Source organism: Sphingomonas oryzagri (assembly GCF_029906645.1).
In the GTDB taxonomy this organism is placed as follows: domain Bacteria; phylum Pseudomonadota; class Alphaproteobacteria; order Sphingomonadales; family Sphingomonadaceae; genus Solisphingomonas; species Solisphingomonas oryzagri.
This window is the reverse complement of record NZ_JARYGZ010000006.1, coordinates 60,351-76,857: the sequence shown is the minus strand read 5'-3', so window position 1 is coordinate 76,857 and position 16,507 is coordinate 60,351. Positions and strand designations below refer to the sequence as shown.

Sequence of the window (16,507 nt, the reverse complement as noted above, 5' to 3'; positions counted from 1 at the left end):
GGTCAGGCGCCCTTGCGCGTCTCCCCGAAGCGGAAGCCGACCCACAAGGTGCGCGGCGTCGCGCGCTCGATGATGTCGGCACCTGAAATCCCCGCCTCGACCCGCGTGTTGGTGACGTTCTCGCCGCGCAGCTCGATGGCGAAATCGTGGGTGATCGGCACCAGGGCGGTCGCGTCGAGCGTCACCGCGCCCTTCAGTGTCTCGGTATTCTGGTCGTCCTCGAACTGCGGGCCGATATAGCGCAGCGTCGCCGAGAGGTCGGCGAAGTGCTGCGCCCAGCCGAGCGTCGCCGAGGCGGAGTGCTTGGCCGTCTGCGCCGGACGCAGGCCGTCGATCGGTGTGTCCGAACGGACATGCGCGTCGGTGTAGGCGTAGGAGGCGGAGAGCCGCCACGCGCCGAGCGTCAGCCGCGCATCCAGCTCGACGCCTTTCGAGTTCACTGCGTTCAGATTCTGCCGCTGGAGGCAATGGCCCGTCGCGGCGAGGCCGGGGCAGAGCGTCGCGCGCGCCGTGCCGGTGATGGTGACGTTGCCGATCGCATCGTCCAGCCGGTTGACGAACCCGGTCGCGGCGAGATGCAGCGTCGGCAGCGGATCGAAATCGACGCCGGCATCCACGCCCTTCAGCCGCTCGGGCGCGAGTGCGGCGTTGGCGACGGTCGAATCGTTGCCGACGCGATAGGGGCGGTAAAGTTCGTTGAGCGTCGGCAGGCGCCAGCCGAGATAGGCAGCGCCGCGCAGAGTGAATGCGCCGTCGCCCGGCTTCCAGGCGATGCCGCCGCGCCCCGTCGGCCGCCAGCCGGAGCGATCCGGATATTGGCGGCTGCTCGCCAGCGGGCCGGTGGCGAAGCTCGACTGGTGGAGGAAGCCGTCCATGATCCGCCAGCGGTCGATGCGACCCCCGGCGGTGAGCGTCACGCCGTCGACCGGCTCGGCGCTGGCCTCGGCGAAACCGCCGACGGTCAGCTCACGCCCGCCCGCCTCGCGATGGTTGGAGGGGGTGCCGGCAACGTACTGGTAGAGCTCGTCGGTCTCCCCGGTGACGTAGCGCGTGTCGGCGCCGAGGCGGAGCTGGAGATGCTCACCGGTCGGCGGGCGCACCTCGATGCGGCCACCGAGGCCGGTCGAGGGCACGCTATATTGATCCAAGGTCTGGGTTGCGATCGTGCGCGTCGCGTTGATCGAGGCGAAGCCCGCCGAGAAGCCGCGCATCTGCACATAGGCCAGCGCCTCATAGCCCCAGGGGCCATGGCCGACGAGGCGCAGGCTGGCGTCGGCGCCCTTGGTGTCGTTGGGCTGGAACGGGGTGCCGCGCGTGCGGTGATCGGTGAAGAGCAGGCCGGACGCCTGCAGCTCGCTCGATCCCCAGACCGGGAAGACGGCGCGGCCGGACAGGCTGAACTGGCGGTAGGGCGCCGGCTCGTCGACCGGTCCGCGATCCTCCTTCACAATCGGAATGAAGCCGTCGCCGCGCGCATAGCTGGCGGAGAGGAAGCCGTAGCCGCCGCCCATCGTGCCGGAGACACCGGCATGGGCGTCGACCGAGTTGCGGCTGCCATAAGCGGCGTCCGCCCACACCGGCGGAAGCTGGTTCGGCCCGGCGCTGGAAAGCTCGATCGTGCCGGCGAGCGCGCCGGGGCCGAACGCCCCCGTGCCGCCGCCGCGGGTGACGCGGACGAGGCCGAGCCGCTCGGGATCGATCGCGTCGTAGCTCAGCCAGCCGCCGAACGGATCGGTGAACGGCACCCCGTCGAGGGTGACGAGCGCGCGCGACGAGGCGTTGCCGCCGAGGCCGCGCAGCGTCGCGCCCTGGCTGGTCGGCTGGGCGGAGCGCGAGTCCGACCGGCGGAACTGGGCGAAGCCGGCGACGTCGCGCAGCACATCCTCCAGCCGCCCGCTGGCGACCCCCTGCAGCCGGTCGCGGTCGATCGTCGCGACGTCGTAGGCTGCGTCGCCCGCCGGTTGCGGCAGACTGGCCCCGGTGACGACGATCTCCGGCGGCAGCGCCTGGGCGAACGCGGGCATCGCGAGGCCGACGACGAGAAACGGGACGAAGCGGCGCATGGTCATGGACGGGGCATAGCGTTTCGTTTCCGTCCCGTATCCTTGTTCCTTTGGCCGCATCCGTGCCATCGGGGACGGATGGATCGTCGTCTTCTCATCATCGGTGTGCTGCTGGTGCTGGCCGGTCTCCTGTTGTGGTGGGCGGCACCTGTCGATCTCGCCATTCATCACGCGGCGGGGCTGGCGCGGCAGGGCTGGGCAGCTCGGCAGGCCGTGTGGTTCACCGCGCTCGGCGGGCTGCTGGTGATGGGGCCGGTGGCGCTGCTCGCTGCGGGATGGCTGTTCTGGCGGCGGCGTAAGCACGAAGCCATGTGGCTGGTCCTGACCATCGCGAGCGGCCGGCTGGTGGTGGAGGGCGTGAAGCTCCTCGTCCAGCGCCCGCGCCCGCCGATCGCGGACCGGCTGGAGCTGGTCACCTCGTGGAGCTTCCCCAGCTCGCACAGCGCGGGGACGATGATGACCTGCGTCGCGCTGGCAATGCTGTGGGGGCGCCCGGCGGGGTGGATTGCGGCCTTGCTCGTCGCGGGCGCGATCGGCTGGAGCCGGGTCGCGCTCGGCGTCCACTGGCCGAGCGACGTCCTGGCCGGATGGGGCTTCGGCTTGCTGTGGGTCGGGGCGGCCGCGCGATGGAGGCCGCCCCTCGCCACCTAGCCCGCGTGGCTGGCGAGGGCCGCCAGCAGCAGCAGGGCCACGATGTTGGTGATCTTGATCATCGGGTTCACCGCCGGACCGGCGGTGTCCTTGTAGGGATCGCCCACCGTGTCGCCGGTGACGGCGGCCTTGTGGGCCTCCGATCCCTTGCCGCCGTAATTGCCGTCCTCGATATACTTCTTGGCGTTGTCCCACGCGCCGCCGCCCGATGTCATCGAGAGCGCCACGAACAGGCCCGAGACGATCACGCCGAGCAGCAGCGCGCCCAGTGCCGCGAAGCCGTTCTCCGGCCCCGCGACGAGGCGGATGACGAAGAACACCACGATCGGCGCCAGCACCGGCAGGAGCGAGGGCACGATCATCTCGCGGATCGCGGCGCGGGTCACGAGATCGACGGTGCGGGCGTAGTTGGGGCGCGCCGTTCCCTCCATGATGCCCGGATTGTCGCGGAACTGCGCGCGCACCTCTTCCACCACCGCGCCCGCCGCGCGGCCGACGGCGGTCATGCCGAACGCGCCGAACAGATAGGGAAGCAGGGCGCCGAGCAACAGCCCGACGATCACGTACGGATTGCCCAGCGAGAAATCGACGGTGAGGCCGGGGAAGAAGGTCTTGAGATCGGTCGTATAGGCGCCGAACAACACCAGAGCGGCGAGGCCGGCCGATCCGATCGCATAGCCCTTGGTCACCGCCTTGGTGGTGTTGCCCACCGCGTCGAGCGCGTCGGTGCGATGGCGCACCTCGTCTTCCAGCCCCGCCATCTCGGCGATGCCGCCCGCGTTATCGGTGACGGGGCCGTAAGCATCCAGCGCCACCACCATGCCGGCGAGCGCCAGCATCGCGGTCGCGGCGAAGGCGATGCCGAGCAGCCCGCCGAGCTGGTAGGCGATCACCACCGCGACGACGATCACGAGCGTCGGCAACGCGGTCGCTTCGAGGCTGATCGCGAGGCCCTGGATGACGTTGGTCCCATGGCCCGTCTGCGAGGCGAAGGCGATCGATTTGACCGGGCGATAGTTGGTGCCGGTGTAATATTCGGTGATCCACACCAGCAGCCCGGTGACGCCGAGGCCGAGGATCATGCACCAGAACAGTTTCATGCCGGTGAGCGTGGAGCCGGCGATCGGCGCGTTGATGTCGCCCAGCGCCCATTGGGTCGCGGGGTAGAAGACGATCGCGGCGAGGATCGCGGAGACCAGGAAGCCCTTGTAGAGCGCGCCCATGATCGATCCGCCGCCGAGCCGCACGAAGAAGGTGCCGGCGATCGAGGTGATGATGCACACGCCGCCGATCAGCAGCGGCAGCGACATCAGCCGCAGTGTCGATTCCGGATCGTTGCCGGCGCCCGCGCAGAAGAGCGCGATCGACACCATCGTCACGCCCAAAGTCACGACATAGGTCTCGAACAGGTCGGCGGCCATGCCGGCGCAGTCGCCGACATTGTCGCCGACGTTATCGGCGATCACGGCCGGGTTGCGGGGATCGTCCTCCGGAATGCCGGCTTCGACCTTGCCGACGAGGTCCGCGCCGACGTCCGCCGCCTTGGTGAAGATGCCGCCGCCGAGACGCGCGAAGATCGAGATCAGCGAGGCGCCGAAGCTCAACGCCACCAGCGCGTCGATGATGGTACGGTCGTTGGGGTCGCCCGGCACGTGGTGCGCGGGACCGACGAGATACCAGAAGAAGGTCGCGATCGCGAGCAGGCCGAGGCCCGCCACGAGCAGTCCGGTGATCGCGCCCGACTGGAAGGCGGCGGTGAGGCCCCCCTGCAGCGATCCGCGCGCGGCCTCGGCGGTCCGCACGTTGGCGCGCACCGAGATGTTCATCCCGATGAAGCCGGTGACGCCCGACAGGATCGCGCCGATCACGAAGCCCGTCGCCGAAATGGCGCCGAGCGCAAGCGCGATGATGATCGCCATCACCACGCCAACGATCGCGATGGTGGTGTATTGACGTGCGAGATAGGCCTTGGCGCCTTCCTGGATGGCACCGGCGATCTCGACCATGCGGGGATTGCCCGCGGGAAGCCGCAACAACATCTGGCTGGTGACGAGGCCGTAGAGCACGGCCAGTACCCCGCAGGCGATGGCCACATAGACGACGATCATAGGCAAGTCCTCCTAGACAGGCCTTCGTCTGTTTATGTCGCCGCTGCCCCGTTTGCCGGGGTCGGCCGGCGCAAAGGCCTTCCGGGGCGGAGTAGAACGGCAATATCGCGGCTTGGCAAGCGCCGTTTGGGCAATCGCGGCTTCAGTCCCCCTCCCTGGAAGGGAGGGGTCAGGGGTGGGTGGAGGCGCGCGTGACTTCTGCCTCTCGTCCGCGTGGCGATCGTATCGCGACCCAAGACCCACCCCCAGCCCCTCCCTTTCAGGGAGGGGAGAGACAGGCATGCTCATAACCGAGGCGGCCGGGCAGAGCGATCTCGCCGTCGCGATCACGGACCGAAAGGCCGACGCCCGCATCGAACCGCCCGATGAGAACGGCACCGATCGCTTCAATCTCCGTCGCAGCACCGGACTCCGCCGCGCAGATCAGCGCATAATCGTCGCCCGCCGTCACCGCCGCCAGCCGCGCGACGCGATCGTCCCCCGCAAACGCCGTGAGTGTTGACGAACGCGGCACGGCATCGAGGTCGATCGTCACGGCGAGGCCGGAGGCGGCGGCGATGCGCGCGGCGTCGATGAGCAGTCCGTCCGACACGTCCGCCATGGCGTGCGCGTGAGGCGCCAGAAGCCGGCCCTCCGCCAGCAGTGGCATCGGCCGGCGATAGGCCATCAGCAACTCCGCCGGTCCCTCTGCCCCCTGCGCGATGGCGAGTCCCGCGCCCGCCTCACCGATCGCGCCGACCAGCCACAGTCCATCGCCGGCCCGCGCGCCGCGTCGATCGGGCGCGTGGGCGGATCGGCCGAGCGCGGTGAGGCCGATCATGCGCGGCGCGCCATTCGGGGCGGAGACGGTATCGCCGCCGAGCAGGGGCACGCCGAAATGGCGCAGCGCCTCGCTCAGTCCGTCGGCGAAGGCGGCATCCCAGTCGGCCTCGCGCAGCGGATAGCCGAGCAGCACGCCCTCCGGCTCCGCGCCCTTGGCGGCGAGATCGGAGAGATTCACCGCCAGCAGCTTCCACGCGACATCGGCGGGCGGATCGGTGGGGAGATAATGGACGCCCTCGACGATCATGTCGTGGGTCAGCACGAGATCGCCCAGCACCGCGGCATCGTCCGCCAGCCCGCGCGCGGCGGGGTGGGTGGCGATGGCGCGCAGTCTTGCGATGAACTCGGCCTCGGCCACCAAAACCTCCGTCACCCCTGCGGAGGCAGGGGCCTATCTCCTCACGGTGCCACTCGCGAGACAGCACAGGAGCTGGGCTCCTGCCTACGCAGGAGCGACCGGAATGGAAATCGTCATTGCGAGCGGAGCGAAGCAATCCATGGCGCGGCCTGTGGATCGCCGCGGCGCCTCGCGCCTCGCGATGACGATGGCGGAGAGCGGTAGGTCCATCGCAGCCCTTGCACCCGCCCCGCCGCTATGCTTCCCCCTCGGCCATGCCGACCCGCACGCTCTTCGCCACCCGCTTCTACGAAGGCGACCTCGCCGACGACGCTTTGCTCGACGAGCTGGCCGATGCGGCGCTCGATCTCGCGCGGGAGGACAAGGCGGGGCGCGCCTGGTGCCGGGATCATGCCTATCCGGGCTATACCAGCTACGCCTCCTTGAACGACCTGCCGATCCGCAACCCGGTGTTCGACGATCTGCGCCGCGTGCTGGACAGGCACGTCCGCCGCTTCTGCGACGAGGCCTTCCTCGATCTGGGCGGCCGCAAGCCGAAGCTCGACAGCCTGTGGGTCAACGTGATGAAGGGGACGGGCGGCCATCACAGCGGCCACATCCACCCGCACAGCATCGTCTCGGGCACGATCTACATCCGCGTGCCGGAGGGCGCGGGCGCGCTCAAGCTGGAGGATCCGCGGCTGGGGCTGATGATGGCCGCCCCCTTGCGCCGCGCCGATGCGCCGGAGGATGCGCGGAGCTTCGTCTACGCCGAGCCGAAGCCGGGCACGATCTTCCTGTGGGAAAGCTGGCTCCGCCACGAAGTCCCCGCCGGCCGCGCCAGGGCCGAGCGGATCAGCATCAGCTTCAATTATCGGTAGGGTATTCCCCTCCCTGAAAGGGAGGGGTTAGGGGTGGGTTGCTCTCCGTATCGCGCGACGGCAGTTTCCAGCGATGCCTCGCGTCGCTCCGAATATGAAATCCAAAGCGCGGACGCTGCGTACTGACGCAACGCCGGAGGAGAGACTATTGTGGGCACGTCTTCGCGACATCCACCCGCGTTTCACGCGGCAACTGCCGATCGGCGCCTACATCGTCGATTTTGCCTGCAGGACTGCGAAGGTCGCCGTCGAACTCGACGGCAGCCAGCATCTGGCGGCCAAGACCTACGATAAAGAGCGGACGGATTTTCTCGAAAGTCTCGGTTGGCAGGTTCTGCGTTTCTGGAACAACGATGTCCGCGACAATGTCGATGGCGTCGCGGAAACGATCGTGTCGGCCGTCTCCGACCGCCTTGGGCGAACCCACCCCCAACCCCTCCCTTTCAGGGAGGGGAGCACGTAGCGCTTACCCCCGCACCACCTTCGCCACCGCATCCAGCAGGCCGTTGACGAACCCCTTCTCGCGCTTGTCGTAGAAGGCGTCGGCCACGTCGACATATTCGGAGATGGCGGTCGCCACCGGCACGTCGGGGCGGGCGACCAGTTCGTAGGCGCCGCAGCGCAGGATCTGGCGCATCGGCTTGTCGAGCCGGTCCATCGTCCAGCCGGCCGAGAGGCGCTCGGCGATCAGCCCGTCCAGCTCCTCGCGGCGCGCGTCGACGCCCTTGACGATATCGTCGAAGAAGCTCGCCTCGGCCTCGGCATATTGCACGTCGTCGATCGTCGCGCCGAGCCGGTGGTTGTGGAACTCGGTGAGCAGCAGCGGCAGCGGCGTGCCCTCCATCTCCTGCTGGTAGAGCGCCTGCACGGCGGCGAGGCGCGCGGTCGAGCGCGCTTTGGAGCGTTTCGGGTTGTTCTGGGTCATGATCCTAATCTCAATGCCACCGAGCGGCCGTGGGCTGGCAGGCCCTCGGCTTCCGCAAGGGCTACGGCGGCGGGGCCGATCCTGGCGATCGAGGCCGCGTCGCAGGCGAGGAAGCTGGTGCGCTTCATGAAGTCCAGCACTGACAGGCCCGAGGCGAAGCGCGCGCGGCGGCCGGTGGGGAGGACGTGGTTGGGGCCGCCGACATAGTCGCCGACGGCTTCGGGCGTGTGGCGGCCGAGGAACACCGATCCGGCATGGCGGACGCGCGCGAACAGGGCTTCGGGATCGGCGACGGCCAGTTCCAGATGCTCGGGCGCGAGGCGGTCGCAGAGCGGGATGGCGGCGGCGAGGTCGTGCACCAGCACGATCGCGCCATTGTCCTGCCAGCTCTGCGTCGCGACGACTGACGTGGCCAGCGTGCCGAGCTGGCGCGTCACCGCGTCGGCCACCTTGTCCGCGAAGGCCGCGTCGTCGGTGAACAGGATCGACTGGCTGGTGGGATCGTGCTCGGCCTGGCTGAGCAGATCGGCGGCGATCCATTCGGGATCGTTGTCGCCGTCCGCGACCACCACGATCTCGCTCGGCCCGGCGACCATGTCGATGCCGACGCGGCCGTAGAGCTGGCGCTTGGCCTCCGCCACCCAGGCATTGCCGGGGCCGACGATCACGTCGACGCCCGCGATGCGCTCGGTGCCATAAGCGAGCGCCGCGACCGCCTGCGCGCCGCCGATGCGCCACACCTCGTCCACCCCGGCGATCTCGGCGGCGGCGAGGACGAGCGGGTTGGTCTCGCCCTTCGGCGTCGGCACCACCATGGCGAGGCGATCGACGCCCGCCACCTTGGCGGGCAGCGCGTTCATCAGCACCGAGGAGGGATAGGCCGCGCGGCCGCCGGGCACATAGAGGCCGGCGGAATCCACCGCGCTCCACCGCGCGCCGAGGCGGACACCGGTGGCGTCCGTGTGGTCGCGATTCTCGGGCTTCTGCGCGGCGTGATAGGTGCGGATGCGGTCGGCGGCGAGCTCGATCGCGTCGCGGAGCTTGGTGTCGAGGCCTTCGAGCGCGGCCTTGCGGGCGGCGCGGTCGATCTGCCAGCCGGTCTGCTCGAGATCGTGGCCGTCGAACGTCAGCGTGCGTTCGGCCACCGCCGCATCGCCGCGCTTGCGCACGTCGGCGAGGATCTCGCGCACCACCGCCGAGACATCCTCGTCCGCTTCACGCCGCGCGTCGACGAGCGCGGCGAAATCGGCTTCGAATCCGGCGTCGGAGGCGTCGAGCCTAAGCGGCATCGCGCAATTCCTCCGCCGCCGCACGGAACGCCGCCACCAGCGGACCCAGCGTATCCGCCCGCGTCTTGAACGCCGCCCGGTTAACGATCAGGCGGGCGGAGACCTGCGCGATCACCTCCACCTCGACCAAGCCGTTCTCCTTGAGCGTCTTGCCCGAGGAGACGAGATCGACGATCCGCCCGGCCAGCCCCAGCACCGGGGCGATCTCCATCGCGCCGTTGAGCTTGACGCACTCGGCCTGCACGCCGCGCGCCTCGAAATGGCGGGCGGTGATGTGCGGATATTTGGTCGCGACGCGCACGTGGCTCCACTCGCGCGGATCGTCGCCCGCCGCCATGTCCTTGGGCTCCGCCACCGAGATGCGGCAATGCCCGATGCCGAGATCGACCGGGGCATAAAGCTCCGAATAGTCGAACTCCATCAGCACGTCCGATCCGACGATGCCGAGCTGCGCCGCGCCATGCGCCACGAAGGTCGCGACGTCGAAGGCGCGGACGCGGATCAGCTCGATATCCGGCCGGTCGGTCTTGAACTGGAGGGCGCGCGATCCTTCGTCGAAGAAGGCGGCCTCCGGGCGGATGCCGGCGCGCTCCAGCAGCGGCTGCACCTCTTCGAGGATGCGCCCCTTGGGCACGGCGAGGATGACGGGATCGGCCATGGCGCCGCGCGGGATAGCGGCGCGGGCCGATTCCGGCAAGGAAGCGCTTCTTTCCGTCGCCCCTGCGCAGGCAGGGGCCCATCTCCTCACTGTTCCAAATGCGCGGCAGCCCAGGAGATGGGCTCCTGCCTGCGCAGGAGCGACGGGTTGGAGAGTGAGTTACTCCCCCGGCGCCGTCGCCTTGATCGCGAGCGCGTGGACGCGCTCGACCAGCAGTTCGGCGAGCGCCTGGTTGACCCGCCGCTGGCGCGCCACGCGGTTGAGGCCGGCGAAGGCCGCGCTTTCCACCTCGACCGTGAAATGGCTCTCGCCGCTGCCCGAATGGCCGGCATGGCCGCGATGCTTCTCGCTGTCGTCGGTGACGACGAGACGTGTCGGGGACAGGGCGATTTCGAGGCGTCGCGTGATCTCGGCGGCGACGGGGCCGGTGGTGGTGTCGGTCATCGCGCCTATATAGGGGGCTTTGGCGAAGCGGGGAGCCGGTTTGGCGGACGGTGACGAAAGACGGGCAGGGCCGAGATTTCACGGCCGCGTCGATTCAGGGCGGATGTGCGAGCATCCCGGCTGCGATCGGCCGGGCGAGTTCCGTGCGCCCTCCGCCCGTGGCCGGCGTTCGGATGAGCCGCCGACGTGGCGCTGGCTCTGCCTCGATCATGTCCGCGAATTCAATTCCGGTTACAATTTCTTCCAGGGCATGGACCCCGACGAGATCGCCGAGGCGCAGCGGCCTTATGCCGGCTGGGAGCGCGAGACCCGCGCGTTCAGCCATGTCGGCGCCGACCGGCCGCCCAAATGGGCCGATTTCGGCGATCCGCTCGACGCGATCGGCGCGCGATTCCGCAAACGCATGGAGGAGGCCCGCGCCGAACAGGCCGCGCGCGCCGACGGACGGCCGCTGGGCCGCGAGGATCGCGCCTCGCTCAGGGTGCTGGGCCTGGGCGTCGATGCCGATCGCCGGGCGCTGCGTGCCCGCTATGCGGAACTCGTCCGAAAGTACCACCCTGACAGAAATGGCGGGGATCGATCCCATGAGAAGGCTTTGCAGGACGTGATCGCGGCCTATACGCAACTCAAGTCCGCCCCTGCCTTCGCCTGAGTCACAAGAGAGACCGGAATGACCGACATCCCCAACGTCCAGCCCGACGCGCGCAACGACACGTTGCTCTCCGCGCCTGACAAGATGGTGAAGGTGCGCGAGCTCTTCGGCCTCGATTCGGACATGGAGGTGCCCGCTTTCTCCGAAGCCGACGAGCGCGTGCCCGATCTCGATCCGGCCTATGTCTTCGATCCGGAGACGACGACCGCGATCCTCGCCGGCTTCGCGCACAACCGCCGCGTGATGGTGCAGGGCTATCACGGCACCGGCAAGTCGAGCCATATCGAGCAGGTGGCGGCGCGGCTCAACTGGCCGTGCATCCGCATCAACCTCGATGCGCATGTCAGCCGGATCGATCTGATCGGCCGCGACGCGATCGTGCTGCGCGACGGCCAGCAGGTGACGGAATTCCGCGAGGGCCTGCTGCCCTGGGCGCTCCAGACGCCGACCGCCCTGGTGTTCGACGAATATGACGCCGGTCGGCCCGACGTGATGTTCGTGATCCAGCGTGTGCTGGAGGCGGAGGGCAAGCTGACCCTGCTCGATCAGAACCGGGTGATCCGCGCCAATCCGTGGTTCCGCCTGTTCGCCACCGCCAACACGGTGGGCCTCGGCGACACGACCGGCCTCTATCACGGCACCCAGCAGATCAACCAGGGCCAGATGGACCGCTGGAACATCGTGGTGACGCTCAACTACCTGCCCGCCGCCACCGAGGCCAAGATCGTGCTCGCCAAGTCGGGCGAATATGACAAGGCCGGCGGCAAGGAGACGGTCGATCGCATGGTGAAGGTTGCCGACCTGACCCGGCAGGGCTTCATGGCCGGCGACATCTCGACGGTGATGAGCCCGCGCACGGTGATCAGCTGGGCGCAGAACGCGCTGATCTTCGGCGATGTCGGCACCGCCTTCCGGATGAGCTTCCTCAACAAGTGCGACGAGGCCGAACGCTCGCTGGTGGCGGAATATTACCAGCGCGTCTTCGGCAAGGATCTGCCCGAGAGCGTGGTGAGGAAGGGATGAGCCTCTTTCATCCTCCCCATCGTCAGATGGGGAGGGGGACCGCCCGCGAAGCGGTTGGTGGAGGGGAAGATGCGCGGCGCATGCCCCCTCCACCACTGCCTTCGGCGGCGGCCCCCCTCCCCGCGCTTCGCGCAGGGAGGATGAGGTAGTGGCCGAGAACAACCCCCTCGAGGCCTTCCGCCTCGCGCTGGCCGGCGCCACGCGGGCGATCTCGCATGAGCCGGAGGTCGAGCTTGGCTATTCGGCCGATGCCGCGGTGCAATCCGGCAAGACGGTCAAGGTGCCGATGCCGGGGCGCACGCTGCCCGCCGATCAGGTCGCCGAGGCGCGCGGCGCGGCGGATGCGTTCGCGCTGCGGTTGAGGCTCCACGACGCCGCGCTCCACAACCGCAACGCGCCGTCCGAACCGGTGGCGCGCGCGGTGTTCGATGCGGTGGAGCAGGCGCGGGTCGAGGCGCTGGGATCGAAGGGCATGGAGGGCATCACCGCCAACCTCGCCACCGCGCTGGAAGCAAGGATGCGCGCCGATCCGATCGCGCGGGCGCGTAGTCGCGAGGAAGTTCCGCTCTCCACCGCCATCGGCCTGATGGTGCGCGAGCGGCTGACCGGGCAGAAGGTGCCGGAGCGCGCCAAGGCGGGCCTCGAGATGGTGCGCGAGTGGGTCGAGGAAAAGGCCGGCGCCGATCTCGATGGCCTCAACCTCGCGCTCGATGACCAGAAGGCGTTCGCCCAGCTCGCCACCAAGATGCTGCAGGATCTGCAGCTGATGTCCGCCGACATGCCCCCCGAATATGAGCCCGAGGAGGGCGACGAGGAGGATGAGGGCGAGGACCAGAACGAAGGCGAGACCGACGACGAGCGCGAGGGCGACGGCGCCGGCCCGCAGGACCAGATGGACGTCCGCGCCGAGGCCGATCAGGGCGAATCCGACGAACAGGACGAGGGCGAGGCCGAACGCGACTCCATGGCGGAGGAGGAAGGCGGCCTCGGCGACGATGCCGAGGAGGGTGCCGCTCCGGCGCGGCCCAACCGGCCCTTCTCCGATCTTTCGCCGCAATTCGACTATCAGGCCTACACCACCAAATATGACGAGGTGGTCGAGGCGGCCGAGCTGTGTGACGACGAGGAACTGACCCGCTTACGCGCCTATCTCGACCAGCAGCTCACCCATTTGCAGGGTGCCGTGACGAAGCTCGCCAACCGGCTGCAGCGCCGCCTGATGGCGCAGCAGTCCCGCAGCTGGGATTTCGATCAGGAAGAGGGGCTGCTCGATGCCGCGCGCCTCGCCCGCGTGGTGGTCAACCCGACGCTCTCGCTCTCCTACAAGATCGAGCGCGACATCGAGTTTCGCGACACGGTGGTGACGCTGCTGATCGACAATTCGGGGTCGATGCGCGGGCGGCCGATCTCGATCGCGGCGATCAGCGCCGACATCATGGCGCGCACGCTGGAGCGCTGCGGGGTCAAGACCGAGATTCTCGGCTTCACGACGCGCGCCTGGAAGGGCGGGCAAAGCCGCGAGGCGTGGCTGCAGGCGGGGCGCCCGCCGATGCCGGGCCGGCTCAACGACCTGCGCCACATCGTCTACAAGCAGGCCGACGATCCGTGGCGGCGTGCGCGCAAGAATCTCGGGCTGATGATGCGCGAGGGCCTGCTCAAGGAGAATATCGACGGCGAGGCGCTGCTGTGGGCGCACAGCCGCCTGATCGCGCGGCCCGAGGAACGGCGCATCCTGATGGTCATCTCGGACGGCGCGCCGGTCGACGATTCGACGCTCAGCGTGAACAGCGGAAGCTATCTGGAGAAGCATCTGCGCCAGGTGATCCACTGGATCGAGAATCGCTCGCCGGTACAGCTGGTGGCGATCGGCATCGGCCACGACGTGACGCGCTATTACCAGCGCGCGGTGACGATCATGGATGCGGAGCAGCTCGGCGGTACGATGGTCGGCCAGTTGGCCGATCTTTTCGACGAGGCGGCCTAGGCAGGTCCGCCCAAAACGGGTCGGGGCCGGAAATCCGAAGATCCCGACCCCGTTCCTCGATACGCTACGCGAGGTTCCCCGATACGCCACTGGGGTATGACAACGCTGTTACCGTTGCTTGGATGAACCTCGCCCGAACGAGAGGTTAACGATCAGCAATCGCGGCCGATGGCGTTGCCGGCGAGCGCGCCGAGGCCGCCGCCGATGATCGTGCCCGCGGTCCGGTCGCCCCGGCCGGCCACGGCATTGCCGAGCAGGCCACCCGCGACCGCGCCGACGATGGCGCCACCCGTGCCGTTGCAGCGGTGGTGGCGGCCATAATAGCCCCGGCCGTAATAGCCGCTGCGGCCGTAATAGCCCCGGTCGCCATAATAGCCGCGACCGCCGTGATACCCGCGATCATAGCCGTAGCCACCGTAGCCGCCGCCATAATAGCCATCGCCGTGATAGCGATGGGCATCGGCCGCGGCCGGAACCGCCGCCATCGACAGAGCGGCCAGGCCGCCCATCAGACCCATGGTGAGCGCCTTGCGCTGCATGACCAATCTCCTTCGGACCTCAGGGGAGGCACGATGCCTCCCGCATGACCCGATCCTTATGGCGCGACTCGCGTGACGGCGGCCTGAATGTGGCCGTTAGCCGCCGTTCAGCATCGCGGGGCTTTCGCGCAGGCGCTCGCGCGCTAAGACGGCAGGCGATGCACCGCCTTGCCCTGCTCGCCGCGCTCGTCGCGATCCTGCCGCTGCCGCTCGCCGTCCGCTCCGCCCCGCAGGGGGTGACGGCGACGCCCGTCGCGCTCGATCCCGCCGATCCGGGGCTGAGGACGGTGGGGGCGCTCCGCTATCTCGGCGGCTGGGTGTTGAAGGGCACGGATCGCCGATTCGGCGGCATCTCGTCCATGACCATCCAGGACGGCCATTTCGTGATGCTGAGCGATGGCGGGGTGGTGACGCGGCTGCGCTTCTCCGGCGCCGGCGCCCAGGCCGACTATGCGATGAGCGAACTGCCGGACGGACCCGGCGATGGCGGAAAGGTCGATCGCGACAGCGAATCCTCCACCTACGATCCCGCCACCGGCCATGTCTGGGCGGGGTTCGAGACGCGCAACCAGATCTGGCGCTACACTAGGGGCTTCGCGGTTGCCGACGGCCATGCCGCACCGAAGCTGATGGCGGATTGGCCCAACAATGAGGGCGCGGAAGCCATGGTGCGGCTCGCGGACGGTCGCTTCCTCGTCTTCGCCGAAACGAAGAGGTGCAAGGATGGCAGCCACTTCGCCCTGCTCTTCTCCGGCGATCCGGTGGAGCATCCCGACGCGACGAGCTTCTGCTACAAGGGGCCGCCGGGCGGTTTCGCGCCCACGGACGCCGCGCAGCTGCCCGACGGGCGGGTGCTGGTCCTCCATCGCCGCTTCAGCCCCACCGCCGGTTTCTCGGCCGCGCTGACGGTGATCGATCCGAAGGCGATCGTGCCGGGCGGGGCGCCGGTGGTGGGCAAGCTGCTGGCGAAGATCGCGCCGCCGCTGACGGTCGACAACATGGAGGCGCTGGCGATCGAGCCGACGCCGGCCGGCCCGGTCGTCTGGATCGGGTCCGACGACAATTACTTCTTCCTCGAACGCACCCTGCTGATGCGATTCGCGCTGCCCAAGGATTTCTAACACGCGAAAGGGCCCGCCGGATCGCTCCGGCAGGCCCTGTCATGCGGTGCGGCCGGAAGAACCGGCCGGCCGGATCAGGCGGCGACGGCCGCCTTCTTCTTGGCGATGTCGCGCTTCAGGCGACGGGCGCGCAGGCTCAGGTCCGCGTCCGAGGTCTTGAGCAGCCAGTTGTCGAGACCGCCGTTGTGCTCGACCGAGCGCAGGCCGTGCGTCGACACGCGCAGCTTCACCGACGTGCCCAGCGCGTCGGAGATCAGCGTCACGTTCTGCAGGTTGGGCAGGAAGGTACGCTTGGTCTTGTTGTTGGCGTGGGACACGTTGTGACCCACCTGGCGGCCCTTGCCGGTCAGCTCGCAGATGCGCGACATGATCTTCGTCCTGAAAAGAATCTGTTGATCGGAAAGTCGGCGTCCCTAGTGGAGAAGCGCCGTGGGGTCAACCGCCCTCCGCCTGGTGCTCGCCATCCGTGTCGTCGCCGTGCATCCTTTTGTAGCGCAGGTCGAACGCACCCACCCCGACGATGACGACGGCGATCAGCGCCACCACAAGCAGCTTGTTGATGTGCAAGGCCCCGCCGCCGAAACCGAGGATGATGACCGCGATCCAAAGGACTATCCGCGCCGGTTTCGACACCCGTCATCTCCATTCCAAGGCGTGACGACCCGGTTCCGCCGGGCTATCGGACACGCCGAAACCCGCCATAGCAAGCCAGCCGGAGCCCGCAAATGCCGCTTTTCGCCATTGTCTGCCAGGATCGCCCCGATGCCGGAAGCCTGCGCGCCGATACCCGGCCGCGCCATCTCGCGCATCTGGAGCGAATCGGGGACGCGCTGTTCCTCGCCGGGCCGAAGTTGGGCGAGGATGGCGCGCCGATCGGATCGATCGTGATCGTCGACATGACGGATCTCGAATCGGCCAAGGCGTTCGCGGCGGCCGATCCCTACGCCGAGGCCGGGCTGTTCTCCGACGTGACCGTCACCGCCTTCCGCAAGGTGTTGCCCGCCGCCTGA

At 68.8% G+C, this 16,507-nt stretch carries 18 protein-coding genes; 8 read left to right on the top strand and 10 right to left on the bottom strand.

The features are described 5' to 3' along the window. Nucleotides 1-2 precede the first annotated feature (2 nt). Complete coding sequence (locus QGN17_RS20445; protein ID WP_281046453.1) at nucleotides 3-2,069, bottom strand: TonB-dependent receptor; 2,067 nt, start codon at nucleotides 2,067-2,069, stop codon at nucleotides 3-5. 72 nt (nucleotides 2,070-2,141) lie between these two features. Here QGN17_RS20445 and QGN17_RS20440 point away from each other — a divergent pair, with 72 nt between their 5' ends. Next, the gene (locus QGN17_RS20440; RefSeq protein WP_281046452.1) at nucleotides 2,142-2,714 is read left to right on the top strand and encodes a phosphatase PAP2 family protein; all 573 of its coding nucleotides are present in this window, start codon (nucleotides 2,142-2,144) and stop codon (nucleotides 2,712-2,714) included. Here the strand turns inward: QGN17_RS20440 and QGN17_RS20435 are convergent. Further along, the gene (locus QGN17_RS20435; protein ID WP_281046451.1) at nucleotides 2,711-4,822 is read right to left on the bottom strand and encodes a sodium-translocating pyrophosphatase; all 2,112 of its coding nucleotides are present in this window, start codon (nucleotides 4,820-4,822) and stop codon (nucleotides 2,711-2,713) included. The two genes, QGN17_RS20440 and QGN17_RS20435, sit on opposite strands and share 4 nt — an antisense overlap. A gap of 259 nt (nucleotides 4,823-5,081) precedes the next feature. Next, nucleotides 5,082-6,002 carry a thiamine-phosphate kinase gene (thiL, locus tag QGN17_RS20430; protein ID WP_281046450.1) on the bottom strand — a complete coding sequence of 307 codons (921 nt, stop codon included), beginning with the start codon at nucleotides 6,000-6,002 and terminating at the stop codon, nucleotides 5,082-5,084. A 254-nt stretch (nucleotides 6,003-6,256) separates the two neighbouring features. Between thiL and QGN17_RS20425 the strand changes: the two genes are divergently transcribed. Then, nucleotides 6,257-6,862 (top strand): TIGR02466 family protein, encoded by a 606-nt coding sequence (locus QGN17_RS20425; protein ID WP_281046449.1) that lies wholly within the window; start codon nucleotides 6,257-6,259, stop codon nucleotides 6,860-6,862. A 94-nt stretch (nucleotides 6,863-6,956) separates the two neighbouring features. Then, nucleotides 6,957-7,325, top strand: coding sequence for an endonuclease domain-containing protein (locus tag QGN17_RS20420; RefSeq protein ID WP_281046448.1), 369 nt, complete (start codon nucleotides 6,957-6,959; stop codon nucleotides 7,323-7,325). A 3-nt stretch (nucleotides 7,326-7,328) separates the two neighbouring features. Here QGN17_RS20420 and nusB read toward each other — a convergent pair whose 3' ends face one another. From nusB to QGN17_RS20400, 4 genes are all read right to left on the bottom strand, one after another. Then, entirely contained in the window at nucleotides 7,329-7,787 is a 459-nt protein-coding gene (gene nusB / locus QGN17_RS20415) for a transcription antitermination factor NusB (RefSeq protein WP_281046447.1), read from the bottom strand. Then, complete coding sequence (hisD, locus tag QGN17_RS20410) at nucleotides 7,784-9,076, bottom strand: histidinol dehydrogenase (RefSeq protein ID WP_281046446.1); 1,293 nt, start codon at nucleotides 9,074-9,076, stop codon at nucleotides 7,784-7,786. The genes nusB and hisD overlap by 4 nt, the downstream gene beginning before the upstream one ends. Further along, nucleotides 9,066-9,734: an ATP phosphoribosyltransferase gene (gene hisG / locus QGN17_RS20405; RefSeq protein WP_026094594.1), complete on the bottom strand. Its 669-nt coding sequence runs from the start codon at nucleotides 9,732-9,734 to the stop codon at nucleotides 9,066-9,068. Before hisG ends, hisD begins: the two co-directional genes overlap by 11 nt. Before the next feature lie 159 nt (nucleotides 9,735-9,893). Further along, nucleotides 9,894-10,178 carry a BolA family protein gene (locus QGN17_RS20400; RefSeq protein WP_281046445.1) on the bottom strand — a complete coding sequence of 95 codons (285 nt, stop codon included), beginning with the start codon at nucleotides 10,176-10,178 and terminating at the stop codon, nucleotides 9,894-9,896. Nucleotides 10,179-10,281: 103 nt separating this feature from the next. Between QGN17_RS20400 and QGN17_RS20395 the strand changes: the two genes are divergently transcribed. From QGN17_RS20395 to cobT, 3 genes are all read left to right on the top strand, one after another. Further along, the gene (locus QGN17_RS20395; protein WP_281046444.1) at nucleotides 10,282-10,830 is read left to right on the top strand and encodes a J domain-containing protein; all 549 of its coding nucleotides are present in this window, start codon (nucleotides 10,282-10,284) and stop codon (nucleotides 10,828-10,830) included. 18 nt (nucleotides 10,831-10,848) lie between these two features. Continuing rightward, nucleotides 10,849-11,853: a cobaltochelatase subunit CobS gene (gene cobS / locus QGN17_RS20390; protein WP_281046443.1), complete on the top strand. Its 1,005-nt coding sequence runs from the start codon at nucleotides 10,849-10,851 to the stop codon at nucleotides 11,851-11,853. Between the two features lie 148 nt (nucleotides 11,854-12,001). After that, nucleotides 12,002-13,837, top strand: coding sequence for a cobaltochelatase subunit CobT (cobT, locus tag QGN17_RS20385; protein WP_281046442.1), 1,836 nt, complete (start codon nucleotides 12,002-12,004; stop codon nucleotides 13,835-13,837). A gap of 152 nt (nucleotides 13,838-13,989) precedes the next feature. On the opposite strand, the gene QGN17_RS20380 is transcribed toward cobT, so the two are convergent. After that, complete coding sequence (locus QGN17_RS20380; RefSeq protein ID WP_281046441.1) at nucleotides 13,990-14,376, bottom strand: glycine zipper 2TM domain-containing protein; 387 nt, start codon at nucleotides 14,374-14,376, stop codon at nucleotides 13,990-13,992. A 158-nt stretch (nucleotides 14,377-14,534) separates the two neighbouring features. Here QGN17_RS20380 and QGN17_RS20375 point away from each other — a divergent pair, with 158 nt between their 5' ends. Further along, nucleotides 14,535-15,497, top strand: a complete 963-nt coding sequence (locus QGN17_RS20375; protein WP_281046440.1) for an esterase-like activity of phytase family protein — start codon at nucleotides 14,535-14,537, stop codon at nucleotides 15,495-15,497. Nucleotides 15,498-15,571: 74 nt separating this feature from the next. Here QGN17_RS20375 and rpmB read toward each other — a convergent pair whose 3' ends face one another. Both rpmB and QGN17_RS20365 read right to left on the bottom strand, forming a co-directional pair. After that, nucleotides 15,572-15,865, bottom strand: a complete 294-nt coding sequence (rpmB, locus tag QGN17_RS20370; RefSeq protein WP_160364796.1) for a 50S ribosomal protein L28 — start codon at nucleotides 15,863-15,865, stop codon at nucleotides 15,572-15,574. Nucleotides 15,866-15,932: 67 nt separating this feature from the next. After that, nucleotides 15,933-16,130: a hypothetical protein gene (locus tag QGN17_RS20365; protein WP_281046439.1), complete on the bottom strand. Its 198-nt coding sequence runs from the start codon at nucleotides 16,128-16,130 to the stop codon at nucleotides 15,933-15,935. A gap of 92 nt (nucleotides 16,131-16,222) precedes the next feature. On the opposite strand from QGN17_RS20365, the gene QGN17_RS20360 reads away from it, so the two are divergent. Continuing rightward, nucleotides 16,223-16,507 (top strand): YciI family protein, encoded by a 285-nt coding sequence (locus QGN17_RS20360; protein WP_281046438.1) that lies wholly within the window; start codon nucleotides 16,223-16,225, stop codon nucleotides 16,505-16,507.

What these genes read in the sequence shown, in the direction of transcription:
- QGN17_RS20425 (WP_281046449.1), top strand. Translation starts at nt 6,257, where the DNA reads ATGCCGACCCGCACGCTCTTCGCCACCCGCTTCTACGAAGGCGACCTC.
- QGN17_RS20360 (WP_281046438.1), top strand. Translation starts at nt 16,223, where the DNA reads ATGCCGCTTTTCGCCATTGTCTGCCAGGATCGCCCCGATGCCGGAAGC.
- QGN17_RS20380 (WP_281046441.1), bottom strand. Translation starts at nt 14,376, where the DNA reads ATGCAGCGCAAGGCGCTCACCATGGGTCTGATGGGCGGCCTGGCCGCT.
- QGN17_RS20395 (WP_281046444.1), top strand. Translation starts at nt 10,282, where the DNA reads ATGTGCGAGCATCCCGGCTGCGATCGGCCGGGCGAGTTCCGTGCGCCC.
- QGN17_RS20400 (WP_281046445.1), bottom strand. Translation starts at nt 10,178, where the DNA reads ATGACCGACACCACCACCGGCCCCGTCGCCGCCGAGATCACGCGACGC.
- QGN17_RS20435 (WP_281046451.1), bottom strand. Translation starts at nt 4,822, where the DNA reads ATGATCGTCGTCTATGTGGCCATCGCCTGCGGGGTACTGGCCGTGCTC.
- nusB (WP_281046447.1), bottom strand. Translation starts at nt 7,787, where the DNA reads ATGACCCAGAACAACCCGAAACGCTCCAAAGCGCGCTCGACCGCGCGC.
- rpmB (WP_160364796.1), bottom strand. Translation starts at nt 15,865, where the DNA reads ATGTCGCGCATCTGCGAGCTGACCGGCAAGGGCCGCCAGGTGGGTCAC.
- QGN17_RS20420 (WP_281046448.1), top strand. Translation starts at nt 6,957, where the DNA reads ATGAAATCCAAAGCGCGGACGCTGCGTACTGACGCAACGCCGGAGGAG.
- QGN17_RS20445 (WP_281046453.1), bottom strand. Translation starts at nt 2,069, where the DNA reads ATGACCATGCGCCGCTTCGTCCCGTTTCTCGTCGTCGGCCTCGCGATG.
- QGN17_RS20375 (WP_281046440.1), top strand. Translation starts at nt 14,535, where the DNA reads ATGCACCGCCTTGCCCTGCTCGCCGCGCTCGTCGCGATCCTGCCGCTG.
- cobS (WP_281046443.1), top strand. Translation starts at nt 10,849, where the DNA reads ATGACCGACATCCCCAACGTCCAGCCCGACGCGCGCAACGACACGTTG.
- hisD (WP_281046446.1), bottom strand. Translation starts at nt 9,076, where the DNA reads ATGCCGCTTAGGCTCGACGCCTCCGACGCCGGATTCGAAGCCGATTTC.
- QGN17_RS20440 (WP_281046452.1), top strand. Translation starts at nt 2,142, where the DNA reads ATGGATCGTCGTCTTCTCATCATCGGTGTGCTGCTGGTGCTGGCCGGT.
- hisG (WP_026094594.1), bottom strand. Translation starts at nt 9,734, where the DNA reads ATGGCCGATCCCGTCATCCTCGCCGTGCCCAAGGGGCGCATCCTCGAA.